The following is a 15,239-nucleotide window of genomic DNA, read 5'->3' as shown; positions in this document are numbered from 1 at the left end:
ACATCGCCATGTTGAGGGCCCAGAAAAACTTAAGGCCACCCGCTTGGGTGGCCTTAAGTCATTGAATTCTAAATGGTGCCCGGGGTCGGACTCGAACCGACACGATTATTCATCGGCGGATTTTGAATCCGCTGCGTCTACCGATTTCGCCACCCGGGCAACTGCGAGGGATTATACGAATGGTGCGATGCCATGCAAGGGGTTTTTCTATTGAACACGCTCGTTTGCTCATTTATTCAACGCCTTGCCGATGCAGGGTCAGTTACATAGAATGCCCGCATCATATTAATGGAATAAGAACGATGGCCAAGCGTAAACCAGTCCAACCCGCATCCACCTCCCACACAGTCCCCCACAACCCTTCGGCAGGCCTGTTGCGCCGACTCGGTGCCCTGCTCTATGACTATCTGGTAGTCATCTCCTTGCTGATCATCGCCGGCTTCATCGGGATGGGGGTGGCACACCTGCTGCTGGCAACCGGCGCGGCCACCCTGCCGGAAGGCAAAGATGCCTCCTGGCTGCTGACCAGCCCGATTTACAGTGCCTGGCTCGCCTTCATCATCTGTGGTTTTTACACCTGGTTCTGGACTCGTGCCGGTCAGACCGTCGGCATGCGCGCCTGGCGCCTGCGCATCCAGAATGCGGATGGCAGCAACATCCGCATCACCCAGGCCCTGATCCGGCTGGCGACGGCAGCATTCGGCCTCGGCAACCTGCTGTGCCTGTTCAACCGCAAGGCACCGCGCGCATTTCAGGACATCTGGTCCGAATGCGAAGTGGTAGTGCTCGGCAAACAGGAAAATCTGGAGATGCTGAACAAGTAATTGCAGGTCAACGCAGCAACGAAAGAGGGCACCAACAGGTGCCCTCTTTGCATTACCGCACAGCGTATTACTGCTTGCGACTGAGGATATAAAAAGAGATACCGCCAAACAGCAGACTGGGCGCGATGGCGGCCAGGATAGGTGGCACCGCATACACAAGACTGACGGGGCCGAACACCCGATCGCTCACGTAGACGGCAAAGCCGGTCATGATGCCCATCAGCATCCGCGCCCCCATGCTCACCGAACGCAGCGGGCCGAATATGAAGGAGGAGGCCAGCAGTATCATGGCCACGACGGAGAGCGGCGACAGCAGCTTGCGCCACATCTCCAGCTTGTAACGCCCGGAATCCTGCTTGTTGGCATCCAGATAGCCGATGTAGTCGAGCAACCCGGCCACCGGCAGATTTTCAGGATTGATACTCACTACCCCCAGCTGCTTGGGGGTGAGTTCTGAAGTCCACTCCATCTGGGCCTGCGTCTCGCTCTGGATCTGCTTGGGATCGTCAAAGCGGGTGACCATGACCTGCTTGAGCAGCCAGTGATGCTGTTCAAACACCCCTTCCTGCGCCTGGAGGATATCGATCAGCCTGCGCTCGGGCGTGAAGCGATAGAGGGTAATGCCGGTGAGGGCGCCATCGTTGCGTACCCCGTTAATGTTGACAAAGTTATTGCCATCGCGGGCCCACACCCCGTAGGCAGAGACCGTCAGTCGCCCCTCAGACAGGGCGCCCGCCTTGATATCATCCGCCATCCGCTTGGCGATGGGCGCCACATATTCACCCATCAGGCCCACCAGTATCATCAAGGGGATGGCAGTCTTGAGCGCCGCCATCACGATACTGATCTTGGAACGCCCCACCGCCTGCATCACAACCAGCTCCGAGCTGCTCGCCAACTGGCCCAGCCCGATGAGCCCACCCAGCAGGGCGGCCAGCGGGAAGAACTGAACCGCCTCCTTGGGCATGGAGAGCATGACGAAATAGAGCGCATTGATCATGTCGTAGTTACCTTCCCCCACGGCTCTGAGCTGCTCAACATATTTGATGAGCGCAGCCAGCCCGACCAGGGTCAGTTGACACAACAGGATTGCCATGAAAATGACCCTGCCGATATATCTATCGAGAATGCCAAACATCAGCCGAGATTCCTAAGTTGCAGCATCATGCTGATTTTCTTTTGAAATAGAGAGTCTTGATCCCGTTCCACCAGCTGGTGCCCTGCAGGTTGAGCGGCAGACCGATCAACAGCAGATAGGCCAGCGGCACCAGGAACATGCCCGGCCAATGAGGCAGGCGTCCGCTGTCGATGGCCGAGCGCGCCGCACTGAGCAACAGGAAGTAGGAAAGATAGAGCAAGATGGCAGGCAGCAGCTTGGCATAGCGCCCCTGACGGGGGTTGACCCTGGCCAGCGGCACCACCAGGAAGGTGAGCACCAGGATGGAGAGCGGTAACGACAGGCGCCACTGCAACTCGGCCATCATGCCGTTGTCCTGCGTACCCAACAGATCCAGAGTCGGCTTGGCAGCCGCCTTGCGGCTGGAGCGCTCCATCTCCTGCTGGCGGATCACCAGGCTGAACTCATCAAATTCGGAGATCTGGAACTGCTTGCTGCTGAAGTGGCCCTCGTAGCGGGAGCCGTCCTTCAGGGTCAGCCACTGCAGGCCGTTCTCATCGACCGTCACCACCCCTTCCGTCGCCACCACCACAGAGGGCGGTTTGCCCTCCTGAGAGCGCTGCAGCACGAAGATCTTCTGCAGCCGGGAGCCCTTGTCGTTCAGCTCCTGGATGTAGACAACGAGCCGCCCCTTGTCGAGCTCCATGAAACGGCCCGCCTGCAGGAAGGAGATACCCGGATCGGCCTTGAATTCGTCGATTACCTGATACTCGCGCTCCTTGGCCTGAGGGGCGATCCAGCCGGTATTGAAAGCGGCGATGGCCGCGGTCAGCAACGCCAGCAGCATGGCGCTGTGCATCACAAAGCGGTGGCTTAACCCCACCGCATGCATCACAGTCATCTCACTTTCGGCATACAGGCGACCGTGAGCAAACAAGATGGCTAAAAACAGGCTGATAGGCAGCATCAACAGCGCCATATTGGGCAGGTTGAGCAGCAACAGGGTAGAGACCAGGCGTGTTGGCACCTCGCCATCGGCGGCGTCACCGATGATCTGGATAAATTGTTGACTGACAAAGATAAGCAGCAGCACGAACAACACTGCCAGCTGGGTTTTCAGGGTTTCCCTGAACAAATATCGGAAAACGATCACAGTCATTCCCAAGTAAACTTGTGTTTTTAGTTGAATGCCTGAAAAATAGGGCCGTATATTGGATTTTTACCAGTTTGAACTGCGGAGCCTATGGCTGTTCGCTCCGCCTCTGATACCCCAACAAGCACCGCATTATTCAATAAAAGGTGCCTTTTGTCTTTAGGATGTAGGAGATTCCATGGAGTTCAGTGTAAAGAGTGGCAGTCCTGAGAAGCAACGCAGTGCCTGCGTCGTGGTCGGCGTGTTCGAGCCGCGTCGTCTCTCTCCGGTTGCCGAACAACTGGACAAGATCAGCGATGGCTACATCAGTTCGCTGTTGCGCCGTGGCGACTTGGAAGGGAAACCAGGCCAGATGCTGTTGCTGCATCAAGTACCAGGCGTGCTCAGCGAGCGCGTATTGCTGGTCGGTTGTGGCAAGGAGCGGGAACTCGACGAACGCCAGTACAAGCAGATCATCAACAAGACCATCACCACCCTGAACGAGACGGGTTCCATGGAAGCGGTCTGCTTCCTGACAGAACTGCACGTCAAGGGTCGGGATACCTATTGGAAGGTGCGCCAGGCGGTGGAAACCACCAAGGCGGGCCTCTACAGCTTCGATCAGTTCAAGACCAACAAGGCCGAGCCGCGCCGTCCGCTGCGCAAGCTGGTGTTCAACGTCCCGACGCGTCGGGAACTGACCATAGGTGAAAAAGCCATCTCCCACGGTCTGGCTGTGGCGAAAGGGGTGCGGGTCTGTCGTGACGTGGCAAACATGCCGCCCAACATCTGCAATCCGGCCTATCTGGCTTCCCAGGCTCGTCGTCTTGCCGATGCATTCGACAACATCACCACCAAAGTGATCGGTGAGCAGGAGATGGCCGAGCTCGGCATGAACTCCTATCTGGCAGTGGCCCGTGGCTCCGACAATGAAGCCATGATGGCCATCATCGAATACAAGGGCAACGCCGATGCCAAGCCCATCGTGCTGGTCGGCAAGGGTCTGACTTTCGATTCCGGCGGCATCTCCATCAAGCCAGCCGAAGGCATGGACGAGATGAAGTACGACATGGGTGGCGCCGCCTCCGTGCTCGGCACCATGCACGCCCTGGCTCAGTTGCAGCTGCCCATCAACGTCATCGGCGTGCTGGCCGGTTGCGAGAACATGCCGGGTGGCAACGCCTATCGCCCGGGTGACATCCTCACCTCCATGTCCGGTCAGACCATTGAAGTGCTCAACACGGATGCGGAAGGCCGTCTGGTGCTGTGCGATGCGCTCACCTATGTGGATCGTTACGATCCCGAGACTGTCATCGACGTGGCGACCCTGACCGGTGCCTGCATCATAGCGCTGGGCCACCACACCACGGGTCTGCTGGCCAACCACAACCCGCTGGCTCACGAGCTGCTCAACGCCTCCGAGCAGGCCGGCGATCGCGCCTGGCGCCTGCCGCTGTTCGACGAGTATCAGGAACAGCTGGAGAGCCCGTTTGCCGACATGGCCAACATTGGCGGGCGTCCGGCTGGCACCATTACCGCTGCCGCCTTCCTGTCACGCTTCACCAAGAAGTACAACTGGGCCCACTTGGATATCGCCGGGACCGCCTGGAAGAGTGGCAAGGATAAAGGCTCCACCGGTCGTCCGGTGCCCCTGCTGACCCAGTTCCTGCTGAACAGGGCTGGCGTGGATATCGAAGAGAAGGAGTAACTCCCCTGCTCCTTCCGATGGCTGCATCGGAAACGCGGGAGTTGCCCAGTACCACAAGGAAGAGGCCCGCCTCTTCCTTGTTTCATTCTTGAATCAGTGAGTGGCAGGCGGGAAAACTCCCTGTCAGCCTCTTCGGCGGTCAATAGTCCGTCACCGCAAACGGGATCAACCTGATGAGCCAAGTGACCTTTTACCTGATGAGCGAGCCGGATGACGCGCAGGCCACCGCCGTCGAGCGGCTCGCCTGTCAACTCGTGGCCGATGGCTGGAGCGCGGGCCATCTCTACCTGCTGTGCGACGATGAGGCTCAGGCCCTGCGCCTGGACGAGCTGTTGTGGCAACTGCCACCGGAGCGCTTCGTACCCCATCAGTTGCAGGGCGAGAGCGGTCAGGCACCGGTGGAGATCGGTCATCAACCGCCGAAGCGGCGCTATGCTCGCCTCATCAATCTGGCCAGTGCGACACCTTTGTTTGCAGGACACTTCGCTCAAGTGGTAGATTTTGTCCCCACTGATGAAACTCAAAAGCAGCAAGCCCGCGAGCGCTACAAGCACTATCGCCAGGCAGGCCATACCCTCGAAATGAGGGATCAGCCCGTCCTTGCCGCACCGGATCCGGCGCAGCCCTGACTGCAACCTATTGATCCAAAAAAGAATCAACACCAGACTCCATCCATCCAGATTACGGCGAGACCATGGAAAAGACTTTTAATCACAACGCCATCGAACAGGCGCTCTATCAGCACTGGGAAACCCAGGGTTACTTCAAGCCCCACGGCGACACCAGCAAAGACTCCTTCTGCATCATGATCCCGCCGCCGAACGTCACCGGCAGCCTGCACATGGGCCATGCCTTCCAACAGACCCTGATGGACACCTTGATCCGCTACAACCGCATGCAGGGCAAGAACACCCTGTGGCAATCAGGCACCGACCACGCCGGTATCGCCACCCAGATGGTGGTTGAGCGCAAGATCGCTGCAGAAGAGGGCAAGACTCGCCACGATTACGGCCGTGATGCCTTCATCGACAAGATTTGGCAGTGGAAGGAAGAGTCCGGTGGCACCATCACCCGCCAGATGCGCCGTCTGGGCGACTCGGTAGATTGGGAGCGCGAGCGCTTCACCATGGATGAGGGTCTCTCGAGCGCCGTGCAGGAAGTGTTTGTCCGTCTCTACGAAGATGGCCTGATGTACCGCGGCAAGCGTCTGGTGAACTGGGATCCCAAGCTCAACACCGCTATTTCCGATCTGGAAGTGGAAAACCGCGAGATCAAGGGCCACATGTGGCACCTTCGCTATCCGCTGGCCAACGGCGCCAAGACAGCCGAAGGTCAGGATCACCTGATCGTCGCCACCACCCGTCCGGAAACCATGCTGGGCGATACCGCCGTGGCAGTGAACCCGGAAGACCCGCGCTACAAGGCGCTGATCGGCCAGCACATCCTGCTGCCGCTGGTGAACCGTCTGATCCCCATCGTCGCCGACGAACACGCCGACATGGAGAAGGGCACCGGTTGCGTGAAGATCACCCCGGCCCACGATTTTAACGATAACGAAGTGGGCAAGCGCCACAGCCTGCCGATGATCAACATCTTTACCTTGGACGCCCACGTGCGTGCAGAGGCCGAAGTGGTCGATACCAACGGCAACCCGAGCACCGCCTACGACGCCGCCCTGCCGGGCGAGTTCGCCGGTATGGAGCGCTTCGCCGCCCGTAAAGCCATCGTGGCCAAGCTGGATGAGCTGGGCCTGCTGGCCGAAATCAAGGATCACGTACTGCAACAACCCTACGGCGATCGCGGCGGTGTGCCCATCGAGCCGATGCTGACCGACCAGTGGTACGTGCGCGTGGCACCGATGGCCAAGACCGCCATCGAAGCGGTGGAAGATGGCCGCATCCAGTTCGTGCCCAAGCAGTACGAGAACATGTACTTCTCCTGGATGCGCGACATTCAGGACTGGTGCGTCTCCCGCCAGCTGTGGTGGGGTCACCGCATCCCGGCCTGGTATGACGATGCCGGCAATGTTTACGTGGGCCGTGACGAGGCGGAAGTGCGTGCCAAGCACAGCATCCCGTCCGTGACCGTGCTGCGTCAGGACGAAGACGTGCTCGACACCTGGTTCAGCTCCGCCCTGTGGACCTTCTCCACCCTGGGCTGGCCGAACAACACCGAAGCACTCAAGACCTTCCACCCGACCGACGTGCTGATGAGCGGCTTCGACATCATCTTCTTCTGGATTGCCCGGATGATCATGATGACCATGCACTTCATCAAGGACGAAAACGGCCAGCCGCAAGTCCCGTTCAAGACCGTCTACATCACGGGCCTTATCCGTGATGAAGAGGGCCAGAAGATGTCCAAGTCCAAGGGCAACGTGCTGGATCCGCTCGATATGATCGACGGTATCTCGCTGGAAGATCTGCTGGAGAAGCGCACCGGCAACATGATGCAGCCGCAGATGGCCGAGAAGATCGGCAAGCGTACCGCCAAGCAGTTCCCGGAAGGGATCGACGCGCACGGTACCGACGCCCTGCGCTTCACCCTGGCGGCGCTCGCCTCTACCGGTCGTGACATCAACTGGGACATGAAGCGCCTGGACGGTTACAACAACTTCTGCAACAAGCTGTGGAACGCCTCCCGCTATGTGCTGATGAACACCGAAGATCAGGATTGCGGTTTCTCTTCGCAAGGCAATGGCGGCGAAATGCAGTTCAGCCTGGCGGATCGCTGGATCCAGTCCCAGCTGCAAGTGGCCATCCGTGACTTCCGTACCGCGCTCGACACCTACCGCTTCGATATCGCGGCCGGCGTCTTGTACGAATTTATCTGGAACCAGTTCTGTGACTGGTATCTGGAGCTGACCAAGCCGGTGCTGGGCAAGGGTTCCGAGGCTGAGCAGCGTGCCACCCGTCACACCTTGGTGACTGTGCTGGAAACCCTGCTGCGTCTGGCGCACCCGATCATCCCGTTCATCACCGAGACCATCTGGAAATCGGTGGCACCGCTGACTGGCGTGCACGCAGACACCATCATGCTGCAAGCCTTCCCACAGTTCGATGCCGCCAAGGTAGACGACACCGCCATGGCGGATCAGGAGTGGGTGAAGGAGTTTATCGTCAGTATCCGCAACATCCGCGCCGAGATGAATGTGGCGCCGAGCGTTGCCTTGAACGTGCTGCTCAAGTGCGATGCCAAGGATAGCCAACGCGCCGGTGACAACGAGGCTTTCCTCAAGTCGCTGGCCCGTCTGGAATCCATCCGCGTACTGGCGGACGGTGAAGTGGCCCCCCTGTCAGTGAAGAAGCTGATCGGTGCCACCGAGCTGATGATCCCGATGGCCGGTCTCATCGACAAGGACGCCGAACTGGCCCGTCTGGCCAAAGAAGTGACCAAGCTGGTCGGCGAGTGCGCCCGCATCGAAGGCAAGCTCGGCAACGAGGCCTTCGTGGCCAAGGCGCCGGAAGCCGTCATCGCCAAGGAGCGCGAGAAGCTGGAAGAGTACCGCGCCCAGCTGGTGACCCTCGAGACCCAGCAGGCCGAAATCGCCGCTCTGTAAGGCAGCTGAGCTGCATGAAAAAGCCCCCCTGCAGCAGGGTAATACAAGCCGGTTAAGGGCATGTGAGTCTCAGCCCGTGAGGGATAAGGGCAAAAGAGTGAGGGAGGCATCATGCCTCCCTCTTTTTATTGGATGCCAGTCAGGGCAAAGGTGTCAGCCACATTGACGCCTTAACCATGACACAGTTCCTGTTATTCAATATTTCGGATATTCAGTCACAAAAATGGTTAACTGACTGGCATTCCCCTCCCGCAGGGGGCTTTTTGTTGCCATAAATCCCTTCTCACGGCCTTTCTTCGCCCCTTTGTACAAAATTAGCGAGCCAAATCACCTGCTTTCACAAGCACATCGCCCCCAAATTCATTACACTGCCAGCGATCTTTTCTACTCGGAGTGCTGTTGCAGTATGGAAATATTGATCCTGTTTGGATTGATTTTGCTTAATGGCGTATTTGCCATGTCGGAAATCGCCATCGTTACCGCACGCAAGGCTCGCCTCAGCAAGATGGCGAGCGAAGGCAGCGACTCAGCCGCCATTGCCCTCAAGCTGAGCGAAGATCCGACCCATTTCCTCTCCGCCGTCCAAATTGGCATCACCAGTATCGGCCTGCTCAACGGTATCTACGGCGAATCACTGCTGGCACAACCGCTGGCCTTCTGGCTACAAGAGTGGGGCATGGCCGCCAAGAGCAGCAGCCTGCTCGCCACCGTACTGGTCATAGTGGTGATCACCTACCTCTCCATCATCGTCGGTGAACTGGTGCCCAAGCGCCTCGGCCAGCTTAACGCCGAGCGCATCGCCTGTCTGGTGGCCCGCCCCATGCTGTGGCTGGCGGCCATCACCCGCCCCTTCGTCTGGCTGTTGTCCGCTTCCACCAAGGCCAGCCTGCGCATCCTGCGCGTCAGCCAGGAGGGCGGAGCGAACGTAACCCAGGAGGAGATCCACGCCATGCTGGTGGAGGGCTCCGAAGCCGGGATCATCGAAGATCATGAGCACACCATGCTGCGCAACGTGTTTCGTCTCGACGAGCGCAGCCTCTCCTCCCTGATGGTGCCACGCAGCGACATCCGCTATCTGGATCTCGCCCTGCCGCTGGAGGTGAACCTGCAACGGCTGGTGGAGTATCGCCATAGCTTCTTTCCGGTTTGCGATGGCAGCCTCTCGGATCTGGTGGGCATACTCAACGTCAACAAGGTACTGCACGCCTACATCAAGGGGGAACCCATCGATCTGGCGGCCCTGACCCAGGATGGCAGCCTGTTGCCGGAGACCCTCAATGGCCTGGAGCTGCTCAATCACTTCCGCGCCCACTCCGAGCACATGGTGCTGGTGGTGGACGAATACGGTGAACTGCAGGGGCTGGTCACCCAGCAGGATCTGCTGGAGACGCTGGCGGGTGACTTCCAGCAGGATAACAGCGACGACAACTGGGCCTTCCAGCGCACCGATGGCAGCTGGCTGCTCGATGGCCTCATTCCGCTGCCGGAGTTGAAGGACTGTCTGGGACTGGTTCGACTACCGGAAGAAGAAAAACATCACTATCACACCCTTGGAGGGCTTATCATGCTGCTCCTTGGCCGTGTTCCTCAGACCGGAGATTTGGTGGCTCTGGAGCAGTGGCAACTGGAAATTGTCGACATGGATGGTCTGCGCATCGACAAGGTGCTCGCCATGCCCTTGATCGATCAACCCAGCTAATTTACGCGGAGCTTGTGAGTATGGAGCAGTTTTACCAACTGGCTCACGCCTTTATGCATCAGGATCTGGCGACGCTGTCCGATCCCAAGATGGCCTTCATGGTCTGCGGCGTGTTGCTAACTTTTCTTGTGCTGGAGAACGGGTTCATCCCCACCGCCTTCCTGCCCGGCGATAGCCTGCTCATTCTGACGGGTGTACTCATCTATCAGGACGTACTCCCCCTTGGTATAGTGCCACTGCTGATCCTGGCCACCTTCGTCGGTACCTGGTTCGGCTATATGCAGGGACGCTTTCTGGGCCATACCCGCATGTACCATCGCCTGATGTCCCACATGGACGACAAGCACAAGGAGAAGGTGTTCTACCTGCTCAACAAATACGGCATCCTGACCCTGATCACGGCCCGCTACATCGCCTTCGTGCGCACTGTCTACCCCTACATAGTCGGGGCGACCGAGATCCCGCAGGGGCGCTTTCTCGTCGTCAATCTGGTCAGCTCCATCATGTGGATCACTCCGCTGGTGAGCCTGGGTTACTACCTGAGCCACACCAAGCTCGCGGCCAAGTACGAGTCACAGTTCCTCAGCATCATTCTTTACCTGCCGCTGGTACTGCTGGTCGGTGGTATTGTCGCCCTCATCTGGCGCTGGCTGAGCAAAAGTAAAACCGTCACCCCACGGGATTGAGACAAATGAAAAAGGCCATCGCAAGATGGCCTTTTTTTATCGAAATAATGGCGAATTCCCCCTGATACCCTTGTAAAGCAGGGGTAAAAATGAGTGAATCTACCGCCTTTTTTTCGACGTGAACGGAGTCGGTAGTATGCGGTGTCGGGTTAGCGCAATGGCGCTGGTATATGCATTGGTTGGACTGCTGGGCTTGCCGGCAGCATTGGCTGCCCCCAACCCGGCCAAACTGCAGTTGCAATCGAGCAGCGCACTGGTGATGGACGTCAATACGGGCAAGACCCTGTATCAGAAGAATGCCACCCAGGTGCGGCCGATCGCCTCGCTCACCAAGCTGATGACGGCTCTGGTGGTACTGGATGCCCGTCAGGATCTCAACCAGACCCTGACCATAGATCAGAATGACAGGGATGCCATCAAGCACACCTATTCCCGGGTCCGCTTTGGCAGCAAGGTCAGCCGCCGCGATGCGCTGCACCTGGCACTGATGTCCTCCGAGAACCGGATGGCCTCGGCCCTGGCACGCCACTATCCCGGTGGACGTCCCGCCTTCATCCGCGCCATGAACAACAAGGCCAAGCAACTTGGCATGCGCAACAGCCGTTTCTACGACTCCACCGGCCTGTCGACGCGCAACGTTTCCACCGCCCAGGATCTGGCCAAGCTCATCTCTGCCGCCTATCGCCAGCCGCTGATCCGTGAATTCACCCAGGACACCGACAAGGAGATGCGTTTCAGCACCCCCGCCTACAGCCTGATGTTCAACAACACCAACCCGCTGGTGAAAAACCCGGACTGGGATGTTCGCCTCTCCAAGACAGGTTTCACCGACGAGGCGGGCCGCTGCCTGGTGATGCGCGCCAAACCCGACCGCCAGGAGCTGGCCATCGTGTTGCTCAACTCGGTGGGCAAACGCACCCCTATCGGCGATGCCAACCGCATTCGCAAGTGGCTGAAAAGCTGAGTTGCCAACCCGGAATTGGAAAAGGATGCTGCGGCATCTATATTAAAGTAATTAAAATCATACACTTATATAAAATTCAACGATTTACCAGCCCCATACTGCCCCATGATAATCATCGTTGCCCGGTAAAAAATGGCACAATGTGGACACTGGCCACCTACCTATCCGCCCCCGTCAAGGGGGTTGAAGCGCACGGCATCATTCAGGTAGTCGGGGGCAAAATGGGCGTAGGTCATCGTTTGCTGGATATTGTGATGACCGAGGATCCGCTGCAGGGCCAAGATATTGCCACCTCCCATCATGAAGTGACTGGCGAACGAGTGCCGCAGGGCATGAGCAGCCTGCCCAGCGGGCAAGCCTGGCGCGACGGTTTTAATGCAATCCCGCACGGTTAAATAATTGACATCTGGAAATAGCAGGCCGCCCCGCTTCCCGTGGGCGATCTCATCAAAAAGAGCCCGCGAAATTGGAACTGTTCTGTTCCTGCCATTTTTGGTATTCGTGAAGGTGACACGCTCATTCACCACATCTTCATGTCGCAACCCCGTCGCCTCATTCCAGCGAGCACCTGTGGCAAGGCAAACTTTAATCGCCTTTGCGTTGTCACCATCCACTGAGCTGAGCAGGGCAGATATCTCTGCGCGAGTGAGGAATCCCATTGCTCTCTGAGGGTTTTTTATCTTTTTCAGCTCTTTGAGGGGGTGTTCATGATGGTAATGACCGAGCTCAATTAACGTAGTGAAAACACCACTCAGCATATTCTGTTCGTGGTTTATTGTTCGGTGCTGTCGCCCGGCATCAAGCCTGCGCGCCCTGTATTCTGTGAATGCTTTTTTATCGACATGGCGAGCCTGCGGATGGCCCATGGCTGCATCAATATTGTGAAGTTTTTGCTTGGTAGCAGCGCCCACCTTGAGAGTCTGTCCATGAAAGCGCCACCACAGCTCAATGAGTTCGGAGAGGGGGCGAGTATCAGGCGGTTTACCCAACCACTCTTTATCATGCTGGGTGGATAGCACCCACCTTTCGAATTGCTGAGCCTCAGACTTGGTCTTGAAGCGCTTGCGGATCCGCTTGCCATCCCGCCCTTGGGGGCGAAGGTCGACAAGGTAACCATCAGCGGTGGATTTTATGCTCATAGACGAAGTGCGATGTTATAGACCGGGTGAGGTTGAAAGAGAAATAAGTCAGCCAAGATGACGTAAAAATCAGAGCTGGCTATGAGGTATGATAGGCATTCACGGCAAAACATTAAGGAAGCGCAATGAATACGTTCAAAACCCAGCGGGGCACACTGTTGAGTGCCTGCGATTGCGATCACATACCAGATGGCGATGACCTAAAGCGCATTGCGCTCGCCGCCAGCGACTACCGGGTGGCAACATTGAACCCGACGTTTGCGCAAGTGCATGGTGGTGTTGAAGCTCTTCGCCACGACCTGTTTCTGTTTGTTGAGCAGTGGTTGAGGGAGCTGGAGATCAAGACAGCAGCTCGCTGACAACCTTCTCTCCCCAGCCGCTCTTATGGGGGATCTGAACACGCCCGCCGCCATCAATTTTGTCAGCCAGTTTGGCTAGCGCGGTTGCATGACGATCACTCCAGTCATTGGCTACGGCGATGCGATGCACATCGCCGTGGCTGCAAGAAATCCCCTTGGCACGTAAAGCTTTGAACAGCTCCTTGGCGCGTGAATCATCCATCGGATGTGTGATGCCAGCAGAAACATTGACGAGGACGCTTAGCTTGGCGATTGCCCGCTCCAATACATCATGACTATTACTCATGAACTCTCCTGAGATGAAAGCGCGGCAACCATTTGCCACGCAATATGAACCCATTGATCCATAGAGGCTCGCGGCTGAGATAAAGCCGGAGTTAGCGGTGGCGACGAATAAAAATCCGATGCTCGATCACCACGCCGATGATCTCGATGTGCTGTCGATCTGAATAGAGCGTGGGGTAGTCGTCATTGAGCGGGACCAGTTCAAAAATTTCCTTACCATCCAGCCCGATCCCGCGCGGTCGGTACTTCTTGAACGTGGCCTCTTCGCTGCCGTTCTTGGCGATCACGAAGTCGCCGGGGCGCGGAGATTCATCAGGGTCGATGATAACCAGGTCCCCCTCATTGAAGGTCGGAGCCATCGAGTTTCCCCTGAGCCAGAGGCCAAAGGCGTGCTGGCCGACATCGATGCCAGCCAGCACAAACTCAGTGTTGCCATCAACGCCAAATGCCTGGTCGCACATCTCGCGCCAGTGACCTGCCTGAACATAGCTGAGTATGGGGATCCGCCGTCCGCTGGGAACGACAGCGGGTTCGGTATTGCTGAATGCCGCCTTGCTTCCGATTTCTGCCACTGGCTGAGTGGGCGTGGTGGAACCGACGAGAAGCCACTCGACAGTCACCCCGAGCGCCGTTGCTAAGTCGCTCAGATATTTTCCTCTAGGCGTTGTCTCTCCTCGCTCCCATTGGCTGATGGCAGCCCGTGACACCCCAACAAAAGCACTGAGCTCATCTTGGCTCAGTCCCTTTTTTTTTCTGGCTGACTTTATGCGGTCATTAACTTTCATGAAAACCATTTTACCGCCCTTGATGTGAAAGTTTCCTTGGAAAGATGGAAAGATTAACTTTATTAAATTGAAAGATCGCTTGCAAAGACGCATTGATGGGGGTAACTTGCGCCAAAAGGAAAGATAAACTTTCTTCGGAGAGGGCATGAAAAAACAAGATGCGATAGATCGCTTTGGCAGCGTCAGGGCGTTAGCCGCAGCGCTGGGGTGTTCGACTCAGGCAATTAGCCAATGGGGAGAGGTTGTTCCGCCACTGCGGGCGTTTCAGCTGAAAGAAATGGCAGATGGAAATCAGAAAGTGGGTGAGCAGCAGCCACAACAGCAGGCGGTGCAGCATGGCTAGGGGGATGAACGTAGTACCAATAAGCCACAGCAAGGCAGTGCTGAGCACAATACCAAGCGACATTCGAAACATGCCAGAGTGCTACCCGTTCGGGGAGATGGTTTACGCCTCCCTGGAGCAGTGGGCTGACATGTCGAAGCAGACTCTGAAAGCGGTCAGGCATCAGGCGGATAGAGGGGATTTGCCTATCAAGCAAGCGCGCCGTGGCGCTAAACGCTATGTGAAGCTGATGACGATCTACATGGACGAGCGTTATAGCGCAATGCGTTACCTAGCAAGGGAGCACTGATATGGAAAAAAGAAATAATTACCCAGCCCTGCTCAGGGCACAGCTTCTACAAAGTAAATCTCAAGTGCCGCGCTACTGGCGCGAGGCCAACCAGAAACAGCGGGCTGCCATCTGCTACACCGCAAAGTTGCCGTTCACCTTCGCAAAGCCAGTATTACCCATCGGTAGAGCTGACAAAGAAGCGCTCCGCCAAGCGGTGATAGAACTCGGGCTCCAGCACCTCTTCCATGGGCGCATGTCCGAATACGAGTGGCACACCGGCTGCCTGCCAGAGCTGCAACCCGAAGAGAAACCAAGAGAGGAAACAGGGCCGGCCGAGCGGCTGGCGAAGAGTAAGGGCTTGTTGATGT

Annotated in this window: 16 protein-coding genes and 1 tRNA gene; 11 read left to right on the top strand and 6 right to left on the bottom strand. The window is 57.4% G+C overall.

Going from position 1 to position 15,239, the window contains the following annotated elements:
- Positions 1–73: 73 nt before the first annotated feature.
- Positions 74–159: transfer RNA gene (locus GWQ22_RS18955), tRNA-Leu, on the bottom strand.
- A gap of 143 nt (positions 160–302) precedes the next feature.
- Here GWQ22_RS18955 and GWQ22_RS18950 point away from each other — a divergent pair.
- Positions 303–824, top strand: a complete 522-nt coding sequence (locus GWQ22_RS18950) for an RDD family protein (protein ID WP_275931279.1) — start codon at positions 303–305, stop codon at positions 822–824.
- 67 nt (positions 825–891) lie between these two features.
- On the opposite strand, the gene lptG is transcribed toward GWQ22_RS18950, so the two are convergent.
- Both lptG and lptF read right to left on the bottom strand, forming a co-directional pair.
- Entirely contained in the window at positions 892–1,962 is a 1,071-nt protein-coding gene (lptG, locus tag GWQ22_RS18945; protein WP_042035233.1) for an LPS export ABC transporter permease LptG, read from the bottom strand.
- A 25-nt stretch (positions 1,963–1,987) separates the two neighbouring features.
- Complete coding sequence (lptF, locus tag GWQ22_RS18940) at positions 1,988–3,100, bottom strand: LPS export ABC transporter permease LptF (RefSeq protein WP_275931278.1); 1,113 nt, start codon at positions 3,098–3,100, stop codon at positions 1,988–1,990.
- Positions 3,101–3,272: 172 nt separating this feature from the next.
- Here lptF and pepA point away from each other — a divergent pair, with 172 nt between their 5' ends.
- The 6 genes from pepA (at position 3,273) to pbpG (ending at position 11,689) form a co-directional block, all read left to right on the top strand.
- The gene (pepA, locus tag GWQ22_RS18935; protein WP_042035237.1) at positions 3,273–4,781 is read left to right on the top strand and encodes a leucyl aminopeptidase; all 1,509 of its coding nucleotides are present in this window, start codon (positions 3,273–3,275) and stop codon (positions 4,779–4,781) included.
- A gap of 173 nt (positions 4,782–4,954) precedes the next feature.
- Entirely contained in the window at positions 4,955–5,410 is a 456-nt protein-coding gene (locus tag GWQ22_RS18930) for a DNA polymerase III subunit chi (protein ID WP_212512742.1), read from the top strand.
- 65 nt (positions 5,411–5,475) lie between these two features.
- Positions 5,476–8,340, top strand: a complete 2,865-nt coding sequence (locus tag GWQ22_RS18925; protein ID WP_275931277.1) for a valine--tRNA ligase — start codon at positions 5,476–5,478, stop codon at positions 8,338–8,340.
- Between the two features lie 406 nt (positions 8,341–8,746).
- Positions 8,747–10,039 (top strand): hemolysin family protein, encoded by a 1,293-nt coding sequence (locus GWQ22_RS18920; protein ID WP_042035240.1) that lies wholly within the window; start codon positions 8,747–8,749, stop codon positions 10,037–10,039.
- Between the two features lie 20 nt (positions 10,040–10,059).
- Positions 10,060–10,725 carry a DedA family protein gene (locus GWQ22_RS18915; protein WP_042035242.1) on the top strand — a complete coding sequence of 222 codons (666 nt, stop codon included), beginning with the start codon at positions 10,060–10,062 and terminating at the stop codon, positions 10,723–10,725.
- A 136-nt stretch (positions 10,726–10,861) separates the two neighbouring features.
- Positions 10,862–11,689 (top strand): D-alanyl-D-alanine endopeptidase, encoded by an 828-nt coding sequence (gene pbpG / locus GWQ22_RS18910; protein WP_042035244.1) that lies wholly within the window; start codon positions 10,862–10,864, stop codon positions 11,687–11,689.
- Between the two features lie 161 nt (positions 11,690–11,850).
- On the opposite strand, the gene GWQ22_RS18905 is transcribed toward pbpG, so the two are convergent.
- Positions 11,851–12,828, bottom strand: a complete 978-nt coding sequence (locus GWQ22_RS18905) for a tyrosine-type recombinase/integrase (RefSeq protein ID WP_275931276.1) — start codon at positions 12,826–12,828, stop codon at positions 11,851–11,853.
- Between the two features lie 125 nt (positions 12,829–12,953).
- Between GWQ22_RS18905 and GWQ22_RS18900 the strand changes: the two genes are divergently transcribed.
- Positions 12,954–13,187: a hypothetical protein gene (locus GWQ22_RS18900; RefSeq protein WP_275931275.1), complete on the top strand. Its 234-nt coding sequence runs from the start codon at positions 12,954–12,956 to the stop codon at positions 13,185–13,187.
- Here GWQ22_RS18900 and GWQ22_RS18895 read toward each other — a convergent pair.
- The gene (locus tag GWQ22_RS18895) at positions 13,168–13,473 is read right to left on the bottom strand and encodes a DUF1889 family protein (RefSeq protein ID WP_275931274.1); all 306 of its coding nucleotides are present in this window, start codon (positions 13,471–13,473) and stop codon (positions 13,168–13,170) included. The two genes, GWQ22_RS18900 and GWQ22_RS18895, sit on opposite strands and share 20 nt — an antisense overlap.
- Positions 13,474–13,564: 91 nt before the next feature.
- The gene (locus GWQ22_RS18890) at positions 13,565–14,257 is read right to left on the bottom strand and encodes a S24 family peptidase (RefSeq protein ID WP_275931273.1); all 693 of its coding nucleotides are present in this window, start codon (positions 14,255–14,257) and stop codon (positions 13,565–13,567) included.
- 145 nt (positions 14,258–14,402) lie between these two features.
- Between GWQ22_RS18890 and GWQ22_RS18885 the strand changes: the two genes are divergently transcribed.
- The 3 genes from GWQ22_RS18885 to GWQ22_RS18875 form a co-directional block, all read left to right on the top strand.
- Entirely contained in the window at positions 14,403–14,600 is a 198-nt protein-coding gene (locus tag GWQ22_RS18885) for a Cro/CI family transcriptional regulator (protein ID WP_275931272.1), read from the top strand.
- 4 nt (positions 14,601–14,604) lie between these two features.
- Positions 14,605–14,889, top strand: a complete 285-nt coding sequence (locus GWQ22_RS18880) for a DNA-binding protein (protein WP_275931271.1) — start codon at positions 14,605–14,607, stop codon at positions 14,887–14,889.
- A gap of 1 nt (position 14,890) precedes the next feature.
- Positions 14,891–15,239: hypothetical protein (locus GWQ22_RS18875; protein ID WP_275931270.1), on the top strand; the 349-nt coding region annotated here is incomplete at its 3' end.

Origin of the sequence: Aeromonas sp. 1HA1, assembly GCF_029237385.1 — a bacterium.
Classification (GTDB): domain Bacteria; phylum Pseudomonadota; class Gammaproteobacteria; order Enterobacterales; family Aeromonadaceae; genus Aeromonas; species Aeromonas popoffii.
This window is presented reverse-complemented; position numbering and strand designations above follow the sequence as displayed.

Coding starts and splice junctions, on each gene's coding strand:
- GWQ22_RS18950 (WP_275931279.1), top strand. CDS start 303: ATGGCCAAGCGTAAACCAGTCCAACCCGCATCCACCTCCCACACAGTC.
- GWQ22_RS18905 (WP_275931276.1), bottom strand. CDS start 12,828: ATGAGCATAAAATCCACCGCTGATGGTTACCTTGTCGACCTTCGCCCC.
- GWQ22_RS18930 (WP_212512742.1), top strand. CDS start 4,955: ATGAGCCAAGTGACCTTTTACCTGATGAGCGAGCCGGATGACGCGCAG.
- GWQ22_RS18925 (WP_275931277.1), top strand. CDS start 5,476: ATGGAAAAGACTTTTAATCACAACGCCATCGAACAGGCGCTCTATCAG.
- pbpG (WP_042035244.1), top strand. CDS start 10,862: ATGCGGTGTCGGGTTAGCGCAATGGCGCTGGTATATGCATTGGTTGGA.
- GWQ22_RS18915 (WP_042035242.1), top strand. CDS start 10,060: ATGGAGCAGTTTTACCAACTGGCTCACGCCTTTATGCATCAGGATCTG.
- GWQ22_RS18885 (WP_275931272.1), top strand. CDS start 14,403: ATGAAAAAACAAGATGCGATAGATCGCTTTGGCAGCGTCAGGGCGTTA.
- lptG (WP_042035233.1), bottom strand. CDS start 1,962: ATGTTTGGCATTCTCGATAGATATATCGGCAGGGTCATTTTCATGGCA.
- GWQ22_RS18900 (WP_275931275.1), top strand. CDS start 12,954: ATGAATACGTTCAAAACCCAGCGGGGCACACTGTTGAGTGCCTGCGAT.
- GWQ22_RS18880 (WP_275931271.1), top strand. CDS start 14,605: ATGAACGTAGTACCAATAAGCCACAGCAAGGCAGTGCTGAGCACAATA.
- GWQ22_RS18895 (WP_275931274.1), bottom strand. CDS start 13,473: ATGAGTAATAGTCATGATGTATTGGAGCGGGCAATCGCCAAGCTAAGC.
- pepA (WP_042035237.1), top strand. CDS start 3,273: ATGGAGTTCAGTGTAAAGAGTGGCAGTCCTGAGAAGCAACGCAGTGCC.
- lptF (WP_275931278.1), bottom strand. CDS start 3,100: ATGACTGTGATCGTTTTCCGATATTTGTTCAGGGAAACCCTGAAAACC.
- GWQ22_RS18890 (WP_275931273.1), bottom strand. CDS start 14,257: ATGAAAGTTAATGACCGCATAAAGTCAGCCAGAAAAAAAAAGGGACTG.
- GWQ22_RS18920 (WP_042035240.1), top strand. CDS start 8,747: ATGGAAATATTGATCCTGTTTGGATTGATTTTGCTTAATGGCGTATTT.